The organism is Pseudomonas sp. PI1, from assembly GCF_000812405.1.
GTDB lineage: Bacteria > Pseudomonadota > Gammaproteobacteria > Pseudomonadales > Pseudomonadaceae > Pseudomonas > Pseudomonas citronellolis.
In genome coordinates, this window is record NZ_JWMC01000015.1 from 30,275 (window position 1) to 50,268 (window position 19,994).

Annotated in this window: 17 protein-coding genes; 3 read left to right on the top strand and 14 right to left on the bottom strand. The window is 69.7% G+C overall.

From position 1 onward, the window contains the following. Positions 1-100: 100 nt before the first annotated feature. Positions 101-646 carry a TetR/AcrR family transcriptional regulator gene (locus RN02_RS07100; RefSeq protein ID WP_043313839.1) on the bottom strand — a complete coding sequence of 182 codons (546 nt, stop codon included), beginning with the start codon at positions 644-646 and terminating at the stop codon, positions 101-103. A 459-nt stretch (positions 647-1,105) separates the two neighbouring features. On the opposite strand from RN02_RS07100, the gene RN02_RS07105 reads away from it, so the two are divergent. Beyond that, on the top strand, positions 1,106-2,116 hold the full coding sequence (locus RN02_RS07105; protein WP_161796236.1) for an MASE2 domain-containing protein: 1,011 nt from the start codon (positions 1,106-1,108) through the stop codon (positions 2,114-2,116). Between the two features lie 542 nt (positions 2,117-2,658). Here the strand turns inward: RN02_RS07105 and RN02_RS07110 are convergent. After that, complete coding sequence (locus RN02_RS07110; protein WP_043313841.1) at positions 2,659-3,708, bottom strand: RNA methyltransferase; 1,050 nt, start codon at positions 3,706-3,708, stop codon at positions 2,659-2,661. A gap of 82 nt (positions 3,709-3,790) precedes the next feature. Further along, positions 3,791-4,165 (bottom strand): type II toxin-antitoxin system prevent-host-death family antitoxin, encoded by a 375-nt coding sequence (locus RN02_RS33185; RefSeq protein WP_152623732.1) that lies wholly within the window; start codon positions 4,163-4,165, stop codon positions 3,791-3,793. 308 nt (positions 4,166-4,473) lie between these two features. Between RN02_RS33185 and RN02_RS07120 the strand changes: the two genes are divergently transcribed. Next, a complete protein-coding gene (locus RN02_RS07120; RefSeq protein ID WP_043313842.1) occupies positions 4,474-4,968 on the top strand; it encodes a BRO-N domain-containing protein in 495 nt (164 codons plus the stop codon). Between the two features lie 136 nt (positions 4,969-5,104). Continuing rightward, positions 5,105-5,665 (top strand): DUF6436 domain-containing protein, encoded by a 561-nt coding sequence (locus RN02_RS07125; protein WP_043313843.1) that lies wholly within the window; start codon positions 5,105-5,107, stop codon positions 5,663-5,665. A gap of 470 nt (positions 5,666-6,135) precedes the next feature. Here RN02_RS07125 and RN02_RS07130 read toward each other — a convergent pair whose 3' ends face one another. From RN02_RS07130 to RN02_RS07180, 11 genes are all read right to left on the bottom strand, one after another. Continuing rightward, positions 6,136-7,476: a TldD/PmbA family protein gene (locus tag RN02_RS07130; RefSeq protein WP_052267671.1), complete on the bottom strand. Its 1,341-nt coding sequence runs from the start codon at positions 7,474-7,476 to the stop codon at positions 6,136-6,138. Continuing rightward, on the bottom strand, positions 7,476-8,912 hold the full coding sequence (locus tag RN02_RS07135; protein ID WP_043313844.1) for a TldD/PmbA family protein: 1,437 nt from the start codon (positions 8,910-8,912) through the stop codon (positions 7,476-7,478). The genes RN02_RS07130 and RN02_RS07135 overlap by 1 nt, the downstream gene beginning before the upstream one ends. Positions 8,913-9,293: 381 nt before the next feature. Next, positions 9,294-10,187 carry an alpha/beta hydrolase gene (locus tag RN02_RS07140; protein WP_043313845.1) on the bottom strand — a complete coding sequence of 298 codons (894 nt, stop codon included), beginning with the start codon at positions 10,185-10,187 and terminating at the stop codon, positions 9,294-9,296. Between the two features lie 50 nt (positions 10,188-10,237). Then, positions 10,238-12,469, bottom strand: a complete 2,232-nt coding sequence (locus RN02_RS07145; protein WP_043313847.1) for a TonB-dependent siderophore receptor — start codon at positions 12,467-12,469, stop codon at positions 10,238-10,240. A 75-nt stretch (positions 12,470-12,544) separates the two neighbouring features. Next, entirely contained in the window at positions 12,545-13,891 is a 1,347-nt protein-coding gene (locus RN02_RS07150) for a HAMP domain-containing sensor histidine kinase (protein ID WP_043313849.1), read from the bottom strand. Further along, the gene (locus RN02_RS07155) at positions 13,891-14,595 is read right to left on the bottom strand and encodes a response regulator transcription factor (RefSeq protein WP_043313850.1); all 705 of its coding nucleotides are present in this window, start codon (positions 14,593-14,595) and stop codon (positions 13,891-13,893) included. The genes RN02_RS07150 and RN02_RS07155 overlap by 1 nt, the downstream gene beginning before the upstream one ends. A 376-nt stretch (positions 14,596-14,971) precedes the next feature. Further along, on the bottom strand, positions 14,972-15,781 hold the full coding sequence (locus tag RN02_RS07160) for an ABC transporter ATP-binding protein (RefSeq protein ID WP_043313851.1): 810 nt from the start codon (positions 15,779-15,781) through the stop codon (positions 14,972-14,974). Beyond that, entirely contained in the window at positions 15,778-16,818 is a 1,041-nt protein-coding gene (locus tag RN02_RS07165; RefSeq protein ID WP_009618344.1) for a FecCD family ABC transporter permease, read from the bottom strand. Before RN02_RS07165 ends, RN02_RS07160 begins: the two co-directional genes overlap by 4 nt. After that, the gene (locus RN02_RS07170; RefSeq protein WP_009618346.1) at positions 16,815-17,825 is read right to left on the bottom strand and encodes a FecCD family ABC transporter permease; all 1,011 of its coding nucleotides are present in this window, start codon (positions 17,823-17,825) and stop codon (positions 16,815-16,817) included. Before RN02_RS07170 ends, RN02_RS07165 begins: the two co-directional genes overlap by 4 nt. After that, positions 17,825-18,757: an ABC transporter substrate-binding protein gene (locus RN02_RS07175; RefSeq protein WP_043313852.1), complete on the bottom strand. Its 933-nt coding sequence runs from the start codon at positions 18,755-18,757 to the stop codon at positions 17,825-17,827. The genes RN02_RS07170 and RN02_RS07175 overlap by 1 nt, the downstream gene beginning before the upstream one ends. 155 nt (positions 18,758-18,912) lie before the next feature. After that, positions 18,913-19,992, bottom strand: coding sequence for a 4-oxalomesaconate tautomerase (locus RN02_RS07180; RefSeq protein WP_043313853.1), 1,080 nt, complete (start codon positions 19,990-19,992; stop codon positions 18,913-18,915). Positions 19,993-19,994 lie beyond the last annotated feature (2 nt).

Genomic DNA, 19,994 nt, shown 5'->3' on the forward strand with positions numbered 1-19,994 from the left:
GACTTTCCCGGGGTTATCCCGGTGGACTATCGGCGTGGGTTCTCGGGCGGTGGGTGCACTGCGGGAAGGGAAGGCCTGCACCTCCCCGGTCACCGGGCGTTCATTCCCCTGGCGGGAGCAGCGTGTCGATCTCGCGGAAGATCGCCTGCCATTCCGCCTCGCTCATCTCCATCAGGCCGAAGGAGCGCAGCAGGAAGGCGCCCTTGGCGGCGAGGAAGGCCAGGCGGGCGTTGCGGCTGCGCTCGTCGTCGCCGCCTTCCTGGATGAGCAGGGGGCGGTACCAGTCGCTGGAGCGCTGGCGCAGCTCCTCGCGGCTGAGCATCGCCGCCAGCACCGCCGCGGCGCGCTTGGCCAGGGCCTCGTCGCTGGCGGCCAGCAGTTGCACGTGGGCGCGCAGGTTGTCGAGCGGTTCCGCTTCGTCTGGGGCGTTGTCGCGCACAGCCACCTCGAACTCCGCTTTCCATCGGTTGAACATGGCCTCGATCAGCCCATCCTTGGTGCCGAAGCAGGATTGCACGCCACCCTTGCTGATCCCGGCGGCCTTGGCCACCTCGCCAATGGACAGCGCCGCAACGCCTTCGCGCATGACCAGGCCTTCGGCGGCATCCAGGACCTTGCCTCTATCAATGACGGGGCGCTTACTCATCAGGCCTCTTCTGCATTAGAATACGTTCGTATTTTAAGGTTGGCCAGCCGTGCGGCCGCCCGTGCTCGTCCTGCTTTGCTGCGCCTGGCAGCCAGGGGACGGCACGGCCCTTCTCGATTCGCAGCAGCCGCTGGAGTTGCGCGCTTGCGGTAATGGCCAGGGACCCTGTCCGGCAGGGAGGCGGTGGCTTCCATTCCTGATCGATTCGTCAACGCTTGCCACCCGCCTGGCGAGGGGCAAGTCATCACTGTTCATGGCAATGGCGTTTTTTTGACATTGCCGGTCTTGCGGGTGAACGTCGCCGCTATGTGGACGGAAGGCTGACGCTTTCACCCAATGGGGAAGCATAACGCGCCCAGCGGGAAAGGCACGTCAGACATGCTGGCAATTTACAGGCGCCATTGCCGATGCCGCCTGTCGACCCTTCGCCGAAGGCCGTCTCTGGATTGATGTATGGAAATGGAAAGCAGTACTTGCGCCGGTATCGCCTTCGCCAGGCGCATCTACGCGCCACGCAGCCTGGGCTGTGGTCTCAGCTTCGTTTTCATCGCGGTGCTCACCTATCCCGGGCACCCCGCGCTCTGGGCCTGGATGCTGGTCAACGGCTTCCTCTGGCCGGGTCTGGCCCGCTTCATCGCCGTGCGCGCCGCCGAGCCCTACCGGGCCGAACTGCGCAACCTGCTGCTGGATTCGCTGTTCGCCGGCGGCTGGGTGGCGATCATGCACTTCAGCCTGCTGCCCTCGGCGCTGCTGCTGTCGATGGTCACCATGCACAACGTGGCGGCCAACGGCCCCGGCTTCATGCTCAAGGGCCTGCTGGCCAACGCGGCGGGCATCCTGGCGATGGGCTTGCTGACCGGCTACCAGGTGGACCTGGAGACGCCCGGGCGGGTGATCTGGGCCTGCCTGCCGATGCTGTTCTTCTACCCGCTGGCGGTGGGCTGGACCAGCTACAGCCTGGCGCGCCGCCTGCACGCCCAGCGCCGCGCCTTCTCCCTGGTGGACTGCTTCGACCAGCAACTGCTGCTGTCCTACGACGTCTGGCTGCACCGCCTGGCCCAGGAATTCGGCCGCTGCCGGCGCGGCGGGCCGCGGGCGACCCTGGCGCTGATCCGCATCGACGACCACGCCCGCCTGCGCCTGCGCTACGGCAACCTCACCGCCGAAGCCCTCAGCGTGCGCCTGGGCCACCTGATCAAGGCCGAGGTGCGCAACACCGACCACGTCAGCCGCAAGCACCCGGACGAATACCTGGTGCTGTTCCGCCAGACCCACGCCGCCGGCGCCCGGGCCTGCGTCGAACGCATCGCCCAGCTGTTCGGCAACTTCGACGAAGCCTCGCTGCCGCCGCTCTCGCTGAGCATGGGCCTGGCCGACTACTCGACCGACTTCGCCAGCGAACACGACTGGATCGAACACGCCCGCCAGGCCCTGGCGCCGTGCGCCGCCGCCGAGGGCGCAGCCCCGTAGGAGCGGATCCCTTCCGCGAACCACGCCGGTGGTTCCGGTTATCGCGGATAAGATCCGCTACGGGGGAGGAATACCGTGCTCCCCAGCAACCTGTAGGAGCGGGCCCTGCCCGCGAAATCGCGCGCAGGGCGCGCTCCTACAGGGGAATGGCGCGGGTGGGGCAGCGTAGGAGCGGATCCCTTCCGCGAACCGCGCCGGTGGTTCCGGTTATCGCGGATAAGATCCGCTACGGGGGAGGAATACCGTGCTCCCCAGCAACCTGTAGGAGCGGGCCCTGCCCGCGATTTCGCGCGCAGGGCGCGCTCCTACAGGGGAATGGCGCGGGTGGGGCAGCGTAGGAGCGGATCTCATCCGCGAACCGCGCCGGTGGTTCCGGCTATCGCGGACAAGGTCCGCTCCTACGGGTAACTCTGGATTCGCCATTCGCTCCGAACGGCCCCTCTCCCTTCAGGGCGGGGCGCGCAGCCGAGGGTTGGGGAGAGGGCGCTCTTACCCCCAACACCACAGTCACCGGGAAACTCCCTTCGCGAGCAAGCTCGCTCCTACGAAGAGCGCCTTGGCGCGATGCTCAGCCGGCTGGTATCCACCAACTCCACCACCCGCGCCCGCAACTGCCCGCAACCACCCTCCACATCCTGCCCGGCGCTGTTGCGCACCTTGGTCAGCACTCCCCGACTGTGCAGATAGCGCACGATCTCGACGATGCGCCCGCCGTCCGGGCGCTGGTAGGCGTCGCCTTCCAGGGCGTTGAAGGGGATCAGGTTGAGCACCGCGAACTTGCCCCTGAGCAGGCGCAGGATGCCGTCCAATTCATCCTGGCCATCGTTCACGCCCTTGAGCAGCGTCCACTGGTACTGGATGGGGTAGCCGACCTGGCGGGCGTAGGCCTCGCCCAGTTCCACCAGTTCGTCCGGCGTGAGTTTCGGCGCCTTGGGCAGCAGGTGTTCGCGCAGGTCCGCGCGGGTGGTGTGCAGCGACAGGGCCAGGGCCGGTTTCACCCGCTGTTGCGGCAGGCGCTCGAACACCCGCGGGTCGCCCACCGTGGAGAACACCAGGTGCTTGTGGCCGATGCCGCCGTCGCTGCCGAGGATGTCGATGGCCTCCAGCACGTTGTCGAGGTTGTGCGCCGGCTCGCCCATGCCCATGAACACCACCTTCTTCACCCGCCGCAGACGCCGCGCCAGCACCACCTGGGCGACCATCTCGGCGGCGCTCACCTGGCGCCGCAGGCCGCTGCGGCCGGTCATGCAGAAGCGGCAGCCCACCGCGCAGCCGACCTGGCTGGAGACGCACAACCCATCGCGCGGCAGCAGCACGCTCTCCACCATCTGCCCGTCGGCCAGGCTCACCAGCAGGCGCTCGGAACCGTCCCCGGCGGGGTGGCGGGAATGCAGGCGCGCCAGGCCTTCCAGCTGCGCGGCCAGCTCCGGCACGGCGTTGCGCACCGCCAGCGGCAGGAAGTCCTCGCTGGCCTGGCGCTTGGTCCCGGCATCCAGCGCCCGGCCCTGCAGCCAGGCACGCAGCATCCGCCCGCGATGGCGGGGCAGGGCGCCGAGGTCGGCGAGGCGTTGGTCGAAATCGGTCAGGCGCATGGGGCGCGCATGCTAACACCGGCGCGGGGTGTGGCGAAGGTGGGGCGATAAACCACACAGGCGGCGGTGCCTGGAGGGACGTTCAGCGGTCGCTGAAGCTTTCCACGAGATCCTCATGGCGGATCGCCCGGCCCGGTTCGAAACCGGCCAGGCGATCATGGGCGAGGTTCTCCAGGCGCAGGTCGTACAACTCATCGAGCAGGGCCTGGTAGGACTCGACGTCCAGGATGACCGCCATGGGAATCCTGCCCCTGACGACTACCAGTTTCTCGTGCTTTCGCGCCGCGACTTCCCGCAGCCTGGCGTCGAGCGTTCTTTTCAACTGGGTGAACGAAACGGCGCGTGCCGTATGTCGGCGTGTGTTCATGGTGGTGCTCCCGATAGGCGAAGGCTGGACGATGGTTGAGCGGGCCCGCTCGGACCATGCCCCGAACAGCGTTTCGGAGGCTTCCCACATGGCTATCCGTTACGGGCTTACATCGCGCCTCTCTATTCTCCGCCGGTCACGGTCGATCCCGTGGCCGGGTTTGACAGCTCGATCTCCAGGCGCGATGCGCCCACGCTGGTGCATGTGAAAACGGCGAACCGTTTTCGCAGGTCCCCGTGCGAATGCAGGATTCTTCTGCAACGCTTCAATGGCGGTCCGCGCGGGGAGGCCTTCACGGTCTGCCGGTCCTGGAGCCGGTCTGTCAACCCCGCGCGGTCTGCCACCCTTCGAAGACAGCGATGAGTGGCAGCTCTCTACTCTTCTCCAGGAGCTACGCCATGCACGATGCATTTATCGCCACCACCTTCCTCCGCCACAACCGTCCCCTGCGCGGCCTGCTGATCGATGACCAACCCTGGTTCGTCGCCCACGACCTGGCGCGGCTGCTCGGGCTGCATCATCCACAGGCGCTGGCGCGGCGGCTGGATGGGCATGAAGTGCGCTCGGTATTGTTGTGCGCGGCCTCTGGCGCCGAGGAGTGGCTGGAGGTGGTCAACGAGGCCGCGCTGTACAAGGCGTTGATCCGCTTCGGTCACCCGGAGAACCGAGCCCTGGGACGTTGGCTGGGCGAGCAGGTGATTCCGCTGCTGCGCGACCAGGGCCGCGTCGATCCGCAACGGCCCCGGCGGGTGCTGATGAGCTGGCGCTCGCAACGGGTGACGCTGCTGGACTGGCAGGGTGAGCTATGGGTGCCGCTGCAGCAATTGCCCACCTTCAGCCCTTGCAGCGGCGAAGGAAGTGGCTGGCTGGGGCGCCTGCGAGCTTCGCTCTAGCCCGTGTATGCGAGCGGGGCCGCCTGGTTTTGTCGTCATCCGGCAGGCTGCGGCCGCAGCCTGCCGGTCAGGAAAGGCTTGCCCTGGCGGCTGGACGTGGCAAGCTAGCGGCCCTCCTGTCCACCCCTTCCGCATCATGTCGCTCAATCGCAAAGTCGTTCTCGCGGGCGTGCTCATCGTGGCCTGGCTCGGCATCCTGTTCGCCGCCTTCTGGTCGTTCCAAGGCCGCTACCTGCGCAGCTATCCCGATACCACCCAACTGTTCGATGGCCAGGCGCTGCAGCTGCCGGCGCAACTGGCCGGCCCGGGGCACATCCGCGTGGTGCATTTCTGGGACCCGGAATGCCCGTGCAACGTCGCCAACCAGCAGCACCTGGCCTCGCTGATCAAGCGTTTCGAACCCCAGGGCGTGGATTTCTACGCCTACCGCAAGCCCGGCACCCAGGGCCGCCTGGCCAGCGAGCTGTGGGGCCTGAAGCCGCTGCCGGAATTCCCCTCGCCGCCACCCATCGCCGCCAGCCCCTCGGTGGCGGTGTGGGACCGCGACGGCAAGCTGGCCTACTTCGGCCCCTACAGCGAAGGCGCCACCTGCACTTCGGCCAACAGCTTCATCGAGCCGGTGATCCAGGCGCTGATCGAAGGCCGCCAGGTGAAGTCCCCCAGCACCCTCGCCACCGGCTGCTACTGCGACTGGTAACGGCGTTGGGCGTGACGTAGGGCGAATAACCGTTCGCGGTTATCCGCCGATACACCGAGGCCGCAGTCGACGCCAGGGTTGGCCCCGGAGCCGCCGGGGACCAAGGCCAAACGGCGGATAACGCCGTAGGCGTTATGCGCCCTACGCCAGGCCTGACCGTGACGTAGGGCGAATAACCGTTCGCGGTTATCCGCCGATACACCGAGGCCACAGCCAACGCCCAGGCCAACCCCGGAGCCGCCGGGGACCAAGGCCAAACGGCGGATAACGCCGTAGGCGTTATGCGCCCTACGCCAGGCCTGACCGTGGCGTAGGGCGGATATCCGTTCGCGGTTATCCGCCGTTTGACCTTGGCCCCAGGGCGCGCCGGATTCGAACCCGAAGCTCCCGTTTCCGAGCGCTCCAGGCTTGACCAGGAGGCCAGCGTCGAGATGGGTGTAACGGCGTACAACCGCGAACGGTTGTACGCCCTACAGCGTCAGCGTGAAACGCTCCACCAGCGCCCCCGGCAGCAACTGGGTGGCCGCGCTGCGGCGTCCGTAGGTGTTGGTATCGATGCGCAGCGAGCGTTCGCGGGTCAGCGCCTGCAGGTGTTCGCCGAGCAGGCTGTAGAGGCTGTTGTCGAAGCGCATGCTGGCCAGGGGCGCGACTATCCGGCCGTCTTCCACCCAGAAGCTGGCGAAGCGCGTCATGCCGGTGATGCGCGCGGCGGCCAGGTCCGAGTAGTTCAGGTACCAGAGGTTGCCGATGTACAGGCCGGTGCCCAGGCGCGCCAGTACTTCGTCCTCGGGCAGTTCGCCGGCGGCCATGACCAGGGACTGCGGTGTCTCGTGGCTGTTGGCGCCGTAGGCGGGCAGGTTGAACTCCTTCGCCGAGCGCGGGCTGACCAGTTGGCCGACCATGCGCCCGCCTTCGATCAGCGCCTGGTCGCGGCGCAGGAAGCCGTCGCTGTCGAACAGCGGTTCCAGGCCGGCGCTGGCCGCTTCCTCCAGGCTGACCTGCGGCGACAGGCTGGCATGGCCCAGGTGCAGCGACAGCAGCGGGCTCTGGCGGGTGGCCAGTTCGCGGGCGGAGAAGCCGCCCCAGCACAGCAGCGAGATGATTTCCTCCAGCGCCGCCGGCGCCAGGTAGGCGCGGTAGGCGCCGGGTTGCAGCGTGCGCCGTGGGCGTTGCAGGTAGTCCAGCTGCTCGCGGGCGCGGGCGCGGGCGAAGGCCTGGCCCAGGGCTGCGGCATCCCAGTCGCGCGCGGCGTAGGTGGTCTTCACCGCTTCGCCGTTGTCGGCGAACAGGCTCCAGTCCAGGCTGGCGCTGCCGGCGGCATGCCAGCCGAAGCTGCCGCGGGTGTTGGCGAAGCCGCGGTACAGCGGGCCGCCGGCGTAGATGCCGACCAGGTCCAGGCCTTGCGCCTGGGCGTCCACCTGGTCGATCACCTCGCGGACTTCCGGCAAGCGGCCGGGGGCTTCCTGGACGCGGGTCCAGGGCTCGTCCTCCAGCAGCAGGTACGGGTCTTCCGGGACCACTTCCAGGGTGCCGCGCAGTTGTTCCAGGCCTTGCTGCAGGCGCTGGCGGTCTTCCTCCGCGCCGCCGGTCAGGCTCAGCTCCAGGCTGGCGTGGCGCGCGCCGCGGATCAGCCGCAGCTGCGCCTCGATCTGCAGCACGCGGGTGGCCTGGCGTACCCGGGCGTGGTTGAAGCGCACGAAGTCGGAGTCCTCGGCGGCGAGCCACAGGCTGAATTCCTCGTCGTCGCGCAGCCGGCCCTTGAGCCAGTCGGCGAGTTCGCGCAGGTGGTCGGGGGACAGTCGCAGTTGCATCAGGCCTGCCCTCCGAACACGGTGACGTCCTTGAACACGCAGGCCGGCGAGGCGTGGCCGACGGTGATCGCCTGGTTGGGCTCGCCCTTGCCGCAGTTGGCGGTGCCCAGCACGCTGAAGGTGGAGGCGTCGCCCACCGCGCCCAGGCTGCGCCAGAACTGCGCGGAGATGCCGCGGTAGTTGGGGTTGCGCACCACGCCGGCGAGTTCGCCGTTTTCGATCAGCTGGCCCCATTCGCAGCCGAACTGGAACTTGTTGCGCGCGTCGTCGATGGACCAGGAGCGGTTGGTGGCCATGAGGATGCCTTTTTCGATGCCGCCGATCAGTTGCGCCAGGCTCTGGTCGCCGGGCTCGACGTTGAGGTTGGCCATGCGGTCGATGGGCGCGCGGTTCCAGCTGCTGGCGCGGCTGTTGGCCACCCCGGCGAGCTGGCTGCGGGCCTGGGACAGGGCGCCGCCCAGGGGGCGCTGGAGGATGCCTTCGGCGATCAGCAACTGGCGCTCGGCGGGGGTGCCTTCGTCGTCGTAGGCGTAGCTGGCCAGTTCGTCGGGCACGTCCGGGGCGAAGCTGACGTTGAGCAGCGGCGAGCCGTACTGGTAATGGCCGAACATGTCCGGCGTGACGAAGCTGGTGCCGGCGTAGTTGCGCTCGTCGCCGAGGATGCGGTCCAGCTCCAGCGGGTGGCCGATGGATTCGTGGATCTGCAGGATCATCTGGTCGGGCATCAGCAGCAGGTCGCGGGTGCCTTCCGGGGTGTTGGGCGCCAGCAGCAGTTGCAGGGCCTCGTCGGCGACGCGCGCGGCGGCGCCAGCGAAGCCGCTGTGCAGCACCACTTCGGCGCCGCCCTGGCGCGCCACGTCGAAGGTGCGCGTCTGGCTCTGGCGGCCGTCGAAGGCGGTCACCGAGAGCCAGGGGTAGAGGCGCTGGGTCTCGTGCAGCAGGTCGCTGCCGTGGCGGTCGAGGTACAGCTGCCGTTCGCGCACCACGCGCAGGCTGGCGCTCCAGTCGACGATGCGTTCCTCGCGCGGCACCGCGGCGCATTCCGCACGCAGCAGGTCCAGCCATTGCGCCAGGTCCGGCAGCGGGATGTCGAGGTTCGGGCTGCTGCGCCGCTGGCGGCCGAGGTCGGCGCCGGCCTGGGCCGGGCGCGGCAGGGCGTGGGCGGCGATGCCGGCGGCGAGCTGGCGGGCGCGTTCGAAGGCCTGGCGCAGGCCCTGTTCGCCGAGGTCGCTGGTGGCGGCGAAGGCTTCCACGCCATCGACCTCGGCGCAGAGCATGGCGCCCTGGTCGAGGCCGTGGCGCACCGGGTCGGGCTGGTCGCGGGTCACGCCGCAATCGAGGCTGTGCCGTTGCACCAAGCGCAGGGAGCGGAAGGCCGGGTCGTGGCGCAGGGTGGAAACGAAGTGGCGCAGGGCCGCATGCAGGCTGTCGGGCATCCGGAGGCTTCCTGGGGAGGGGCGAACCTTGGATTGTGCTCCTGCCGCAAACTTCATTGCCAGTGTGAAAAAGGGGGAGGGGCGGAGGGGATGGCTTTGGCTTTTCGGCTTTTTGGCTTTTTGGCTTTTCGTAGGAGCGAGCTTGCTCGCGAACAGGGGTTACCGGTGGCGTAGGTGTTGGGTTTCAGAGCGCCCTCTCCCCAACCCTCTCCCTGAAGGGAGAGGGGGCTGTCCTCTGCGGGCTGGAGGTTAGGCGCCATCCTTGTACATCGTCATTTCCGCGAACGGTTGTATGCCCTGCATCACTGGGTGGGCCTGGCGTAGGGCGAATAACCGTTCGCGGTTATCCGCCGTTTGACCTTGCTTCCCGGCGCGCCTCGGTTACGGGTAATGCTCCAGCAGATAGCGCAGCGACGCCGGCAACATGGGCCCATGACCCAGGCCATCGAAGCGCTGGTACTGCACCTGCAGGCCCGGCACCTTGGCCAGGTCGGCGCTCAGTTCGCGGGCCGGGCGTTCGGCGTCGCCTTTCAGCGGGCCGCGCGGGTTGCCCGGTTCGTCGCCGCCGCGCATCAGCAGCAGGCGCGGGCGGCTTTCGCCCAGGCGTTGTTGCAGGCCCGCGGCTTCGCGGACGATGGCGCCGTCGTGCCACCACAGCGAGGGGCTGGCGGCGGCGTAGGCGCTGAACTCGCCGGGGCGGGTGAACAGGGCGTGGAGCACGGCCAGGCCGCCGTAGGAGTGGCCCCAGAGGGTCTGCCGGCTGGCGTCGATGGGGGCGACAGCGGCGACCATGGGGCGCATGCGTTGGCGCAGCAGGTCGAGGAAGGCGTCGACGCCACCGCTGGGCTGGCCGGTCAGCGGGTCGAGTTGCCTGGCTTCGCCGGGCAGCGGCGGGGTGTAGTCGTAGGTGCGGGCGTTGCGTTCGATGCGCTGCTCGGTCTGGTAGCCGACCGCGACCAGCAGCGGCGCCTGGCCGCTGGCGAGCTTGTCCAGGCTGGCGGCATCGAGCGCGCCGAGGGCGGCGTTGCCGTCGAGCATCCACAGCACCGGGTAGCCGGCGGCGGGCGCCGGACGTTCGGGTTTGCCGACCCACAGGCGGTAGTGGCGCTGGCCGTCGGCGGAGTCGAGTTCCAGTTGGGTGAAGCGGTAGGCCAGGTCCTGGCGTTGCAGCAAGGTGGTGTCCATCTTCTGGTCCGGCGCCGGTTGCGCCAGGGCCGCCGGGGCCGGCGCGGCCAGTGCCAGCGCCAGGACCAGGGGCAGGGTGGTGGTTTTCATCAGGCGATCTCGTCTGCCGGCCCCCGCCGGGAGCGGGGGCCGGGTGGTCCTCAGAAGGACGCGGTCAGGCTGGTGTAGAGGGTGCGGCCGGGCTCGTTGTAGGTGGCGGCGCCGGCGCCGGCGATGTTGGCCACGCCCTGGGCGTTGCCGGCGCGGTACAGGCGCTTGTCGAAGATGTTGTCGACGCCGGCGGTGACGCTGAGGTTCTTGCTGAGCTTGTAGGTGCCGCTGGCGCCGGTCAGCGCATAGGGCGAGAGCTGGTCGTTGGCGCTGCCGGTCACGCGGTTGCCCTGGTAGTCGTACTTCTTCGGCTTCTGCTTGCCGTACCAGGCCACGCTCAGCTGCAGCGAGAGGTCGTCGCTGGCCTGCCAGTCGAGCATGGAGTTGAGGGTGTACTTCGGCGTTACCGAGAGTACGTCGCCGGTTTCCTTGTTCTTCGACTGCAGCATGTAGGTGAAGTTGTTGTTCCAGGTCAGCTGCGCGGCCAGCGGGATGCTCAGGGTGCCTTCCAGGCCCTCGACCAGCGCCTTGGGCACGTTCTCCCACTTGTAGATCGAGGCGTTGGCGTAGCTGCCGGTGCCGCCGGTCGCGCTGCCCACCGGGGTCAGGCCGGAGTCGATCTTGTTCTTGTAGTCGTTGCGGAAGTAGGTCAGCCCGGCGACCCAGCCGTCGTCCTTGAACTCGATGCCCAGTTCCTTGTTGACGCTGGTCTCGGCCTTGAGGTTCTCGTTGCCCTGCAGGTAGCAGCTGGTGCTCTGCCCGTAGCAGCCCTGGCCGCGGCTGTAGAGCAGGTAGTCGGGGTTGAGCTGGTACAGGTTCGGCGCCTTGTAGGCGCGGGCGATGCCGGCCTTCAGGGTGAGGGTGTCGGTCAGCGCGTGGGACAGGTTGAGCGACGGGCTCCAGTTGTCGCCGACGATGCTGTGGTGGTCGAAGCGCAGCGCCGGGGTGAGCATGGTGCCGGGGAGGATCTCGATGTTGTCCTCGGCGAACAGCGAGAAGATCTGCGCCTGCGAGGTGGTGTCGCGGCCGCTGCTGGTCAGGCCTGCGACCGAGCCGCCCTCGGTGGTGGTCTGGGTGTTGGCGCTGGGGTCGTCGAGCTTCTGCTGGTTCCACTCGCTGCCCAGGGTCAGGGTCTGGTCGCGCCAGGCGTGCAGCGGCAGGTTGACCTCGCCGTGGGCGGTCAGGTCGCGCAGGGTCGAGGTGTAGAAGTCGGTGTTGCTGAAGATGCCCTCGGTGCCGCCGGCCAGGCCTTCGTTGATGCGGCTGTTGCGCGTCTTCTCGTACTGCAGGTAGGCCATCGAGCTGCCGAAGTCCCAGTCGCCGCGGTGGGTGAGCGAGTAGTTCTCGCGGTACATGATGTTGGTCTCGTGACCCAGCATGCTCTTCACGTTGGCGTTGCTGTTGGTGTTCTGGGTGTCGCCGGTGTAGATGTTGCCCTGGCGGCTGAATCCGCTTTCGAACTCGAGGCTCTGGTTGGGCGCCAGTTTCCAGTTCAGTTGGCCGTTGATGTCCTTGTTGCGCACGCCTTCGCGGCCGGCGGGGAGGGTGCCGGCCTGGTTGCCGGTGCGCGCCGATTCGTGGCCGGCGTTGATGTCCCAGTCGTCGGCGTCGGTCTTGGCCAGGTTGCCGTAGACGCGGTAGCTGAGGGTATCGGTCAGCGGGCCGTTGAGGCCGAAGCTCACGCGCTTGCTGGCGCCTTCGTCGCCGTGCTGCGGGAAGTTCTGGTAGACGGTGAGGTTGCCGTGGGTTTGCTTGGCCGCCTGCTTGGTGATGATGTTCACCACCCCGCCCATGGCGCCGGAGCCGTAGCGCGCCGCCGCCGGGCCGCGGATGACTTCGATGCGCTCGACCTGGTCGGCCGGCACCCAGTTGGTGTCGCCGCGGGTGTCGCGCTCGCCGCGCCAGCCGTAGCGCACCGAGCTGCGGCTGCTGACCGGCTTGCCGTCGACCAGGATCAGGGTGTTCTCCGGGCCCATGCCGCGGATGTCGATCTGCCGGTTGTTGCCGCGCTGGCCGCTGGTGGAGTTGCCGGTGAGGTTGACCCCCGGCATGGTGCGGATGATCTGCGACAGGTCGTTGGCCGGCGGGCGCTTGGCGATGTCCTCGGCGGTGATGACGGACACGCCCGGGGCCTGCTTGGTCTCTTCCTGGGCGGTGGCGACCACGGTCTGGCTGTCCAGTTCGACGGGCTGCTCGTCCTGGCTGGCGGCATGGACGGCGCTGGCCAGCAGGCAGCTGGACAGCAGCAGGAAGGGGACTAGGGGTTGGGCACGGGACGACATCTTCGATCTCCGGAAGTTCAGCCTGAAGGCGAGAGATCGAAGATGATAATTACTCACAATTGCGAGTAAAGCGCATTAACTTTCTAAACACTTCCAGGCCGCCGGCAACAGCAGGTGCAGGCATAGGCCGGGGTGGGCGTTGGTGGCCCACAGGCGGCCGCCCTGCAGCTCGATGGCGCGGCGGGCGATGGCCAGGCCCAGGCCGAAGCCGGCGCCGCTGCCTTCCAGGCGCTGGTAGGGCTCGAAGATGCGCTCAAGGTCGGCCTCGGCCACGCCGGGGCCCTGGTCGCGCAGGCACAGGTGCCAGTGCCGGCCTTCGCGCCAGCCGTCGAGGCTGACGCGGCCGCCCGCCGGCGAGTGGCGGATGGCGTTGCGCAGCAGGTTCTCCAGGGCCTGGGCCAGGCTGTCCAGGTGCACCTGCACGCAGCATTCGGTGCCCAGCGAGCAGGGCAGCCGCGCCGGCTCCCAGCCGCTTTCGAAGCAGGCGTCCTCGCGCAGGGCTTCCCACACCGAGAGCACCAGCACCGGTTCGGTGGGCAGTTGCGGGCGCTCGGTGTCCATCCAGGCCAGGTCGAGGGTGTCTTCCAGCAACCGCTGCATGTCGGCCACTTCTCGGCCCAGGCGCTGGCGCAATTGTTCGGGCGGCAGCTCGCCGTCGTGGGCGATGCGCAGCCGCGCCAGGGGCGTGCGCAGTTCGTGGGACAGGGTGCGCAACAGCAGGCGCTGCTGGGCCAGGCTCTGGCGCAGGCGCGCGGCCATGTGTTCGAAGGCCTGGGCCAGTTCGCCCAGTTCGTCGCGGCGCTCCTGCAGCGGCAGGCCGGGGCTGTCGAGGTCGTCGGCGCGCAGGGCATCGGCGCGGTCGCGCAGGCGGTTGAGCGGCACCACCAGGTGGCGGTACAGGGCCAGGCCCAGCAACAGGGCCAGCAGGGTCGGCGCCACGCCGTGGGTGATGACGTGGGTCCAGGGTGTCAGGCCGCTGGGCAGCAGGCGCTCGGGCAGCTGGATGACCAGGCGGCCGTCCTCGGGGCGTTCGGGGAATTCGATGCTGACGTAGGGCAGCTCGTCCTGCAGGCGCCGGCTCATGGGCCAGTCGAGCTTGCGCATGAAGGTCAGGTGGCTGGCTTCCTCGGCGCTCAGCGGCGTGGTGCCGAGGCTTTCCAGGCGCGGGCCGACCAGGGCGACCCAGGTGTCTTCCTCGCGTTCCAGCTGGCGGCGGAAGGCCTCGGCGCCGGCCGCGCCGTTCTGGCGCCAGGCCTGCTCGGCCTGCAGGGCGTAGCGCGCGAGGTAGAGGCGGTCGGCTTCGTCGAGGAAGTAGGTGCTGCGCTCCACCGACAGGCCCCAGTTCCAGATCAGCCAGGTCAGCGTCAGGCAGAAGCCCACCTGCAGCAGGGCCAGCTTCCACAGCAGCGGGTGGCGGCGCATCAGGCGCCGTCCGTTTCGACCAGCACGTAGCCCTGGCCGCGCACCGCCTGGATCTGCAGGTGCTGCGCGCCGATGGCGGCGAGCTTGCGGCGCAGGTTGCAGACGTGCACGTCCAGGCCGCGGTCCAGGCGGGTGTAGGCGCGGTGCAGCACGCTCTGGTAGAGGAAGGCCTTGCTCAGCGCTTCGCCGGGGTGGGCGCGCAGGGTCGCCAGCAGGCGGTACTCGGAGCCGGTGAGGCCGGCGGCACGGCCCTGGTGGGTGACGTCGCGGGCTTCTTCGTCGAGGCTCAGGCCGCCCTCGCCGCGTGGCTCGGCCGGGCGTCGGTCCAGGGCCACGCGGCGCAGCAGGGCGTCGACCCGGGCGTCCAGCTCGGCCAGGCTGAAGGGCTTGGGCAGGTAGTCGTCGGCGCCGCGGGTGAAGCCGCTGATGCGGTCCTGCTCGGCGCCCAGGGCGGACATCAGCATCACCGGCACGGTCTGTCGGCGGCGCAGTTCGTCGAGCAGGCTGAGGCCGTCGACGCCGGGCAGCATGATGTCCAGCAGCACCAGGTCGAAGCGGCCCTCGCGCAGCGCGGCCAGGCCCTGGGTGCCGTTCTCGCAGGCGCGCACGGCGAAGCCGCGGGCCAGGAAGTGGCGTTCCAGGGCCGGGCGCAGGTGGGCGTCGTCTTCCACGAGGAGTAGTTGCGGTGACACGTGATCAGCCATGGATGAGAACAAAAAGCAATTGCAAATGATCCCACTGGCGGTGGGGGCGGGGCAATGGTTGGGTGCTGGCATTTCGTCGCATCTGAGGTTCTGGGGGGGATGGTGCTTTTCGTAGGAGCGAGCTCACGAACAATGGCGTCAGGTCTTGCTCCGGAGCGATGTCGAAGCCCGTCCCCTCTCCCCAGCCCTCTCCCTGAAGGGAGAGGGGGCTTGTCCGTGCCGGCTGAAGGTATGGTTTCAGCCGGATGCCATAACGCCCGGCTGACTCAGGAATATCCAAGCACTCCGAACGGTCCCCTCTCCCTTCAGGGAGAGGGTTAGGGAGAGGGTGCTCTCAGTCTTGGCGCCGAAGCCCCATTCGCGAGCAAGCTCGCTCCTACGAAAAGCAGGCTCGCACCCGACTGGCCCCAACGATCAGCGGCGTGCCGCTATAGGGATCGCTCAGCAGGGTGCAACGCACGCCATACAGCGCCTCCACCAGTTCCGCGGTCACCACCCGGGCCGGCGCGCCTTCGGCCAGCACCTGGCCGCCCTTCATCGCCACCAGGTGGTCGGCGTAGCGGCAGGCGCTGGACAGGTCGTGGACCACCATCACCACCGTCTTGCCGGCTTCGGCCAGGTGGCGGATCAGTTCGAAGACCTCGATCTGGTGGCCCAGGTCCAGCGCCGAGGTGGGTTCGTCGAGCAGCAGCAGCGGGGTGTCCTGGGCGATGGCCATGGCGATCCAGGCGCGCTGGCGCTGGCCGCCGGACATGGATTCCAGCGGCCGCTCGGCCAGTTCCTCGAGATCGGCGGCGGCCAGGGCGGCGTCCACCACCTGCTGGTCCTCGGCGCTCCATTGCTGGAACAGGCCCTGGTGCGGCTGGCGGCCGAAGCGGATCAGCTCGGCCACGGTGAGGCCGTCCGGGGCGCTGGCGTCCTGGGGCAGCAGCGCCAGGCGCCGCGCCACTTCTTTCGACGGCAGGCTGGCGATGGCCTTGCCGTCGAGCAGCACGGCGCCGCCGCTGGGCTTCTGCAGGCGCGCCAGGCCCGCCAGCAGGGTGGATTTGCCGCAGCCGTTGGGGCCGACGATGGCGGTAACCTGGCCGGCCGGCAGGCGCAGGTCCAGGCCTTCGATGATCGGCCGCTTGCCGTAGGCCATACACAGGCCGCGGGTTTCCAGCGGGGCGACGGGGTTCGGGTTCATGGCTGTCTCCCGGAGGGTTGGCGCAGGATGATCCACAGCAGGTAGGGCGCGCCTATCACCGCCATGACGATGCCCACGGGGATTTCGATGGGCGCCAGCAGGGTGCGCCCCAGCCAGTCGGCCAGCAGCGTCAGCAGGGCGCCGGCCAGGGCCGCGTTGAGCACCGGCACGCCGTGCTGGCCGCCCAGGTAGCGCGCCGCCTCGGGGGCGATCAGCGCCACCAGGCCGACCGGCCCGGCCACCGCCACGGCCAGCCCGGTGAGGGCCACGCTCAGCGCCAGGGTGGCGATGCGCATGGCGCCCAGGCGCACGCCCAGGCCGATGGCCACGCTGTCGGAGAAGCGCATCGTCGTCAGCGGCCGCGTCAGCAGGCGCGCCGCCGGCAGGCCCAGGGCCAGGCCGCCGGCCAGCAGCCACACGGCCAGCGGCGGGCGGGCGTTGAGGCTGCCGACGGTCCAGGGGTAGGCGGCGTTGGCCGCGTCTATGTCGGCGCGGGCCAGCATCAGGTTGGTCAGGGCGCCGAACAGCGCGCCTATGCCCAGGCCGACGACGATGAAGCGATAGCCGCGGGCGCCGGCCCCGGCCGCGAGCAGGAAGGTCAGCGCGGCAGCGCTGGCGGCGCCGGTCAGGGCCAGGGCCGAGGGCGCCAGGCTGGTCGGCACCGCGACTATGGAGGCCACGGCGAAGGCGGTGGCGCCGTTGTCCAGGCCGACCATGCCCGGGGTGGCCAGGCGGTTGCGCGCCAGGGTCTGCATCAGGCAGCCGGCGGCGCCCAGGGCGGCGCCGCTGAGCAGGCCGGCGAGCAGGCGCGGCAGGCGCAGTTCGCGCACCAGCAATTGCTGGAAGGGGTCGCCCTGGCCGAGCAGGGCGGCGATGGCCTGGCCGGCGCCGAGGCCGTCGCCGCTCAGGCAGAACAGGAAGGCAGCGGCCAGCGCCGCCAGCAACGCCAGGCCGACCATGAGGCTGCGGCGGTGCCAGAGCAGCGACAGCCGGCCCAGGCGCAGCAGGCCGTAGCCGTGGGGATAGGGCGCGTTCATTGGCGTTGCAGCGTCGGCAGGCGGTGCGAGCGCACCACGGCGATGAGGATGGGCGCGCCGACGAAGGCGGTGACCACCCCTACCGGCATCTCGTAGGGGCGCACCAGCAGGCGCGCGATTATGTCGGCCAGCAGCAGTACGCAGGGCCCCAGCAGCAGGCACAGGCCGAAGCAGCTGCGGATGTCGCTGCCCACCAGGCGGCGGGCGATGAAGGGCACGATCAGGCCGAGGAAGGCGATGGGGCCGGCGGCGGCATTGGCCGTGCCCACCAGCAGCGCCACCGCCAGCAGGGTGGCCAGGCGCACCCGCTGCGGGTGGTGGCCGAGACCGCTGGCCACGCGTTCGCCCAGGGCCAGGGCGGCCAGCGGGCGGACCAGCGGCAGCGCCACCAGCAGGCCGAGCAGCAGCCCCGGCAGGCTCCAGTGCAGGGTGTCCAGCGGCCGGCCAGCGAGGCTGCCGACCACCCAGAAGCGCACTTCGTCGGCGGTGCGCTGGTCCCACAGCAGCACCAGGCTGCTCAGGGCGGTGAGCAGGCCGGAGAAGGCCACCCCGGCCAGCACCAGGCGCACCGGGTCGTCGCCCACCCCGCGCAGGCGCGACACCGCCAGCACCAGCAGGCAGCCGCCCAGGGCGCCGAGCACGGCCACCGCCAGGTTGAGGCCGGCGGCGGTGGCGCCGAGGTTGATCGCCAGGGTCACGGCGAAGGCCGAGCCGGCGCTGACGCCCAGCAGGCCGGGCTCGGCCAGCGGGTTGCGCGTCACCGATTGCAACAGCAGGCCGGCGGCGCCCAGGGCCATGCCCACCAGCAGGGCCAGCTCGGTGCGCGCCAGGCGCAGCACGCCGACGACGAAGCGGGTGTCTTCGTCGGCGCCGCCGAACAGGGCTTGCAGGCTGGCCCAGGGGCCGGCGTCGCCGGCGCCCAGCAGCAGGCTGGACAGGCACAGCAGCAACAGAAGCGAAGCCGCCAGCCCTAGGGCCAGCGGCTGGGGCAGGCGCGCGGGCAGCATCAGTTGGCCAGCGCCTTCTCCACGTCATCCAGCACCTGCTGGGCGGCCAGGTAGCCGGAGCTGCTGCTCCAGATCTGCCCGTCGACGCTGGCCAGGTGCCCGGCCTGCACCGCTTTCAATCGGGTGAAGGCCGGCTGCCGGCGGGCTTCGGCCAGGGCCTTCTCGCCGTCGGGGTTGAGGGTGGCGAGGAAGATCCAGTCGGCATCGGCCTTGGACAGGTTCTCCAGGCTGAGGATGTCGGTGTGCGGGCGCTGGGTCTGCTGCGCCGCCAGCGGGTTGGGCCGCAGGCCCAACTGGTCGAGCAACTGGCCGGCGAACAGGTGGCTGGACATCATGATCGGCCCCTGTGGGTTCCAGCGCACCACGCTGAGGCTGGTGTTGGCCGGCAGGCGCGGGCGCAGCCCGGCGATGCGCTGGTCGAGTTCCTGCAGGCGCTGTTCGGCCTCGGCGTTCCTGTCCAGGGCCGCGGCATAGGTGCGGAAGGCTACGCGCCAGTCGTCCAGGGCGCCGCCCTTGGGCACCACGGTGGGCGCCATCAGGCTGAGCTTGGCGTACTGCTCGCGGGTCAGGCCGGGGCTGGCCAGGATCAGGTCCGGGCGCAGCTTGAGCACGGCTTCCAGGTTGACCTCGCGCACGGTGCCCACCAGCGGCAGCTTGCCGGCCTTGGCCTTGAGGTATTCGGGAATGTCGCTGCCGCCGCGGCTGGCCAGCGCGCCCAGGGGTTGCACGCCCAGGGCGAGGGCGGCGTCCAGGGTGTTCTCGCCCAGGGCCACCACGCGCTGCGGGTGGTCCTTGACCTGCACCGGGCCGAAGGCGGTGTCCAGGGTGGCGGCGCTGGCGCCGGTGGGGTGGAGGAGCAGGAAGGCGCTGGTGACGGCGGCGGCCGCACTGGCCAGCAGGCGGCGGGAGAGGGGAAGGGCTCGGGCGTGCATGAAGGTTTTCCTGAGGCGCCGAAAGTGGCGGGCGGGTGGAAAATGCCCATAGATACGACAGAAGCGAGTTGGAATCACTCGCATTTACCGTTTTTTTACAACTGCGATGATTTGTGTCAAAGCCGCGCGGCAGAGCGCCGCGCGGTTCGCCCGGGTCAGTGGCCGGCCCACACCGCGCGGGGAATGCACACCTGGCCGTCGAACAGCAGGCGTGCGCTGCGCACCAGGCCGCAGCCGGCGATGCGCCCGTCGTGCAGGCGGATTTCCACGCTGAATTCGCCACTGGGATGTTCCACCGCCAGGCGCCGTACCTCGCCTTCGCCGGCGCTGGCCACGCTCTGCGCCACCGAGCCTTCGACCAGGCAGGCGCTGGCCACGCTCACCGCGCCGAACACGCCGATGGAGGCGTGGCAGCGGTGCGGGATGAACGAGCGGGTGTTGATCGCCCCGCCCTGGCGCGGCGCCGAGACCAGGCACATTTTCGGCACGTTGCGCTGGCCGACGTCGCCCAGGTTCATGCGCGGGCCGGCCTGCAGGCGGATGGACTCCAGGCGCGCCTTCAGCTCGGCGTCGGCGTCCAGTTCCTCGCGGCTTTCGCAGCCGCTGCGGCCCAGGTCCTCGGCGCGCAGCAGCACCACCGGCATGCCGTTGTCGATGCAGGTGACCTCGATGCCGTCGAAGCTGTCGCGGGCATTGCCGGTGGGCAGCAGGGCGCCGCAGCTGGAGCCGGCCACGTCGGCGAATTCCACCACCAGCGGCGCGGCGCTGCCGGGCACGCCGTCGATGCGCGTGTCGCCGGCGTATTCCACTTCGCCGTGGGGCGTGGGGACGTGCGCCACGGCGACCTGCCCGGTGTTCTCCATGAAGATGCGCACCGCCGTGCTGGCGCCGCGCACCGGCACCAGGCCGCGCTCGATGGCGAAGGGGCCGACGCCGGCGAGGATATTGCCGCAGTTCTGCCCGTAGTCCACCCGCGCCTCGTCCACCAGCACCTGGGCGAACAGGTAGTCGACGTCGGCGTCCTCGCGGCGCGAGGCCTGGACGATGGCGACCTTGCTGGTCAGCGGGTCGGCGCCGCCGAGGCCGTCGATCTGGCGCTTGTCCGGCGAGCCCATCACCGCCAGCAGCACGCGCTCGCGCAACCCGGCGTCGGCGGGCAGGTCGGTGCTCAGGAAGTAGGCGCCCTTGGAGGTACCGCCACGCATGAGCAGGCAGGGGATGCGCGTCTGGCTCATGT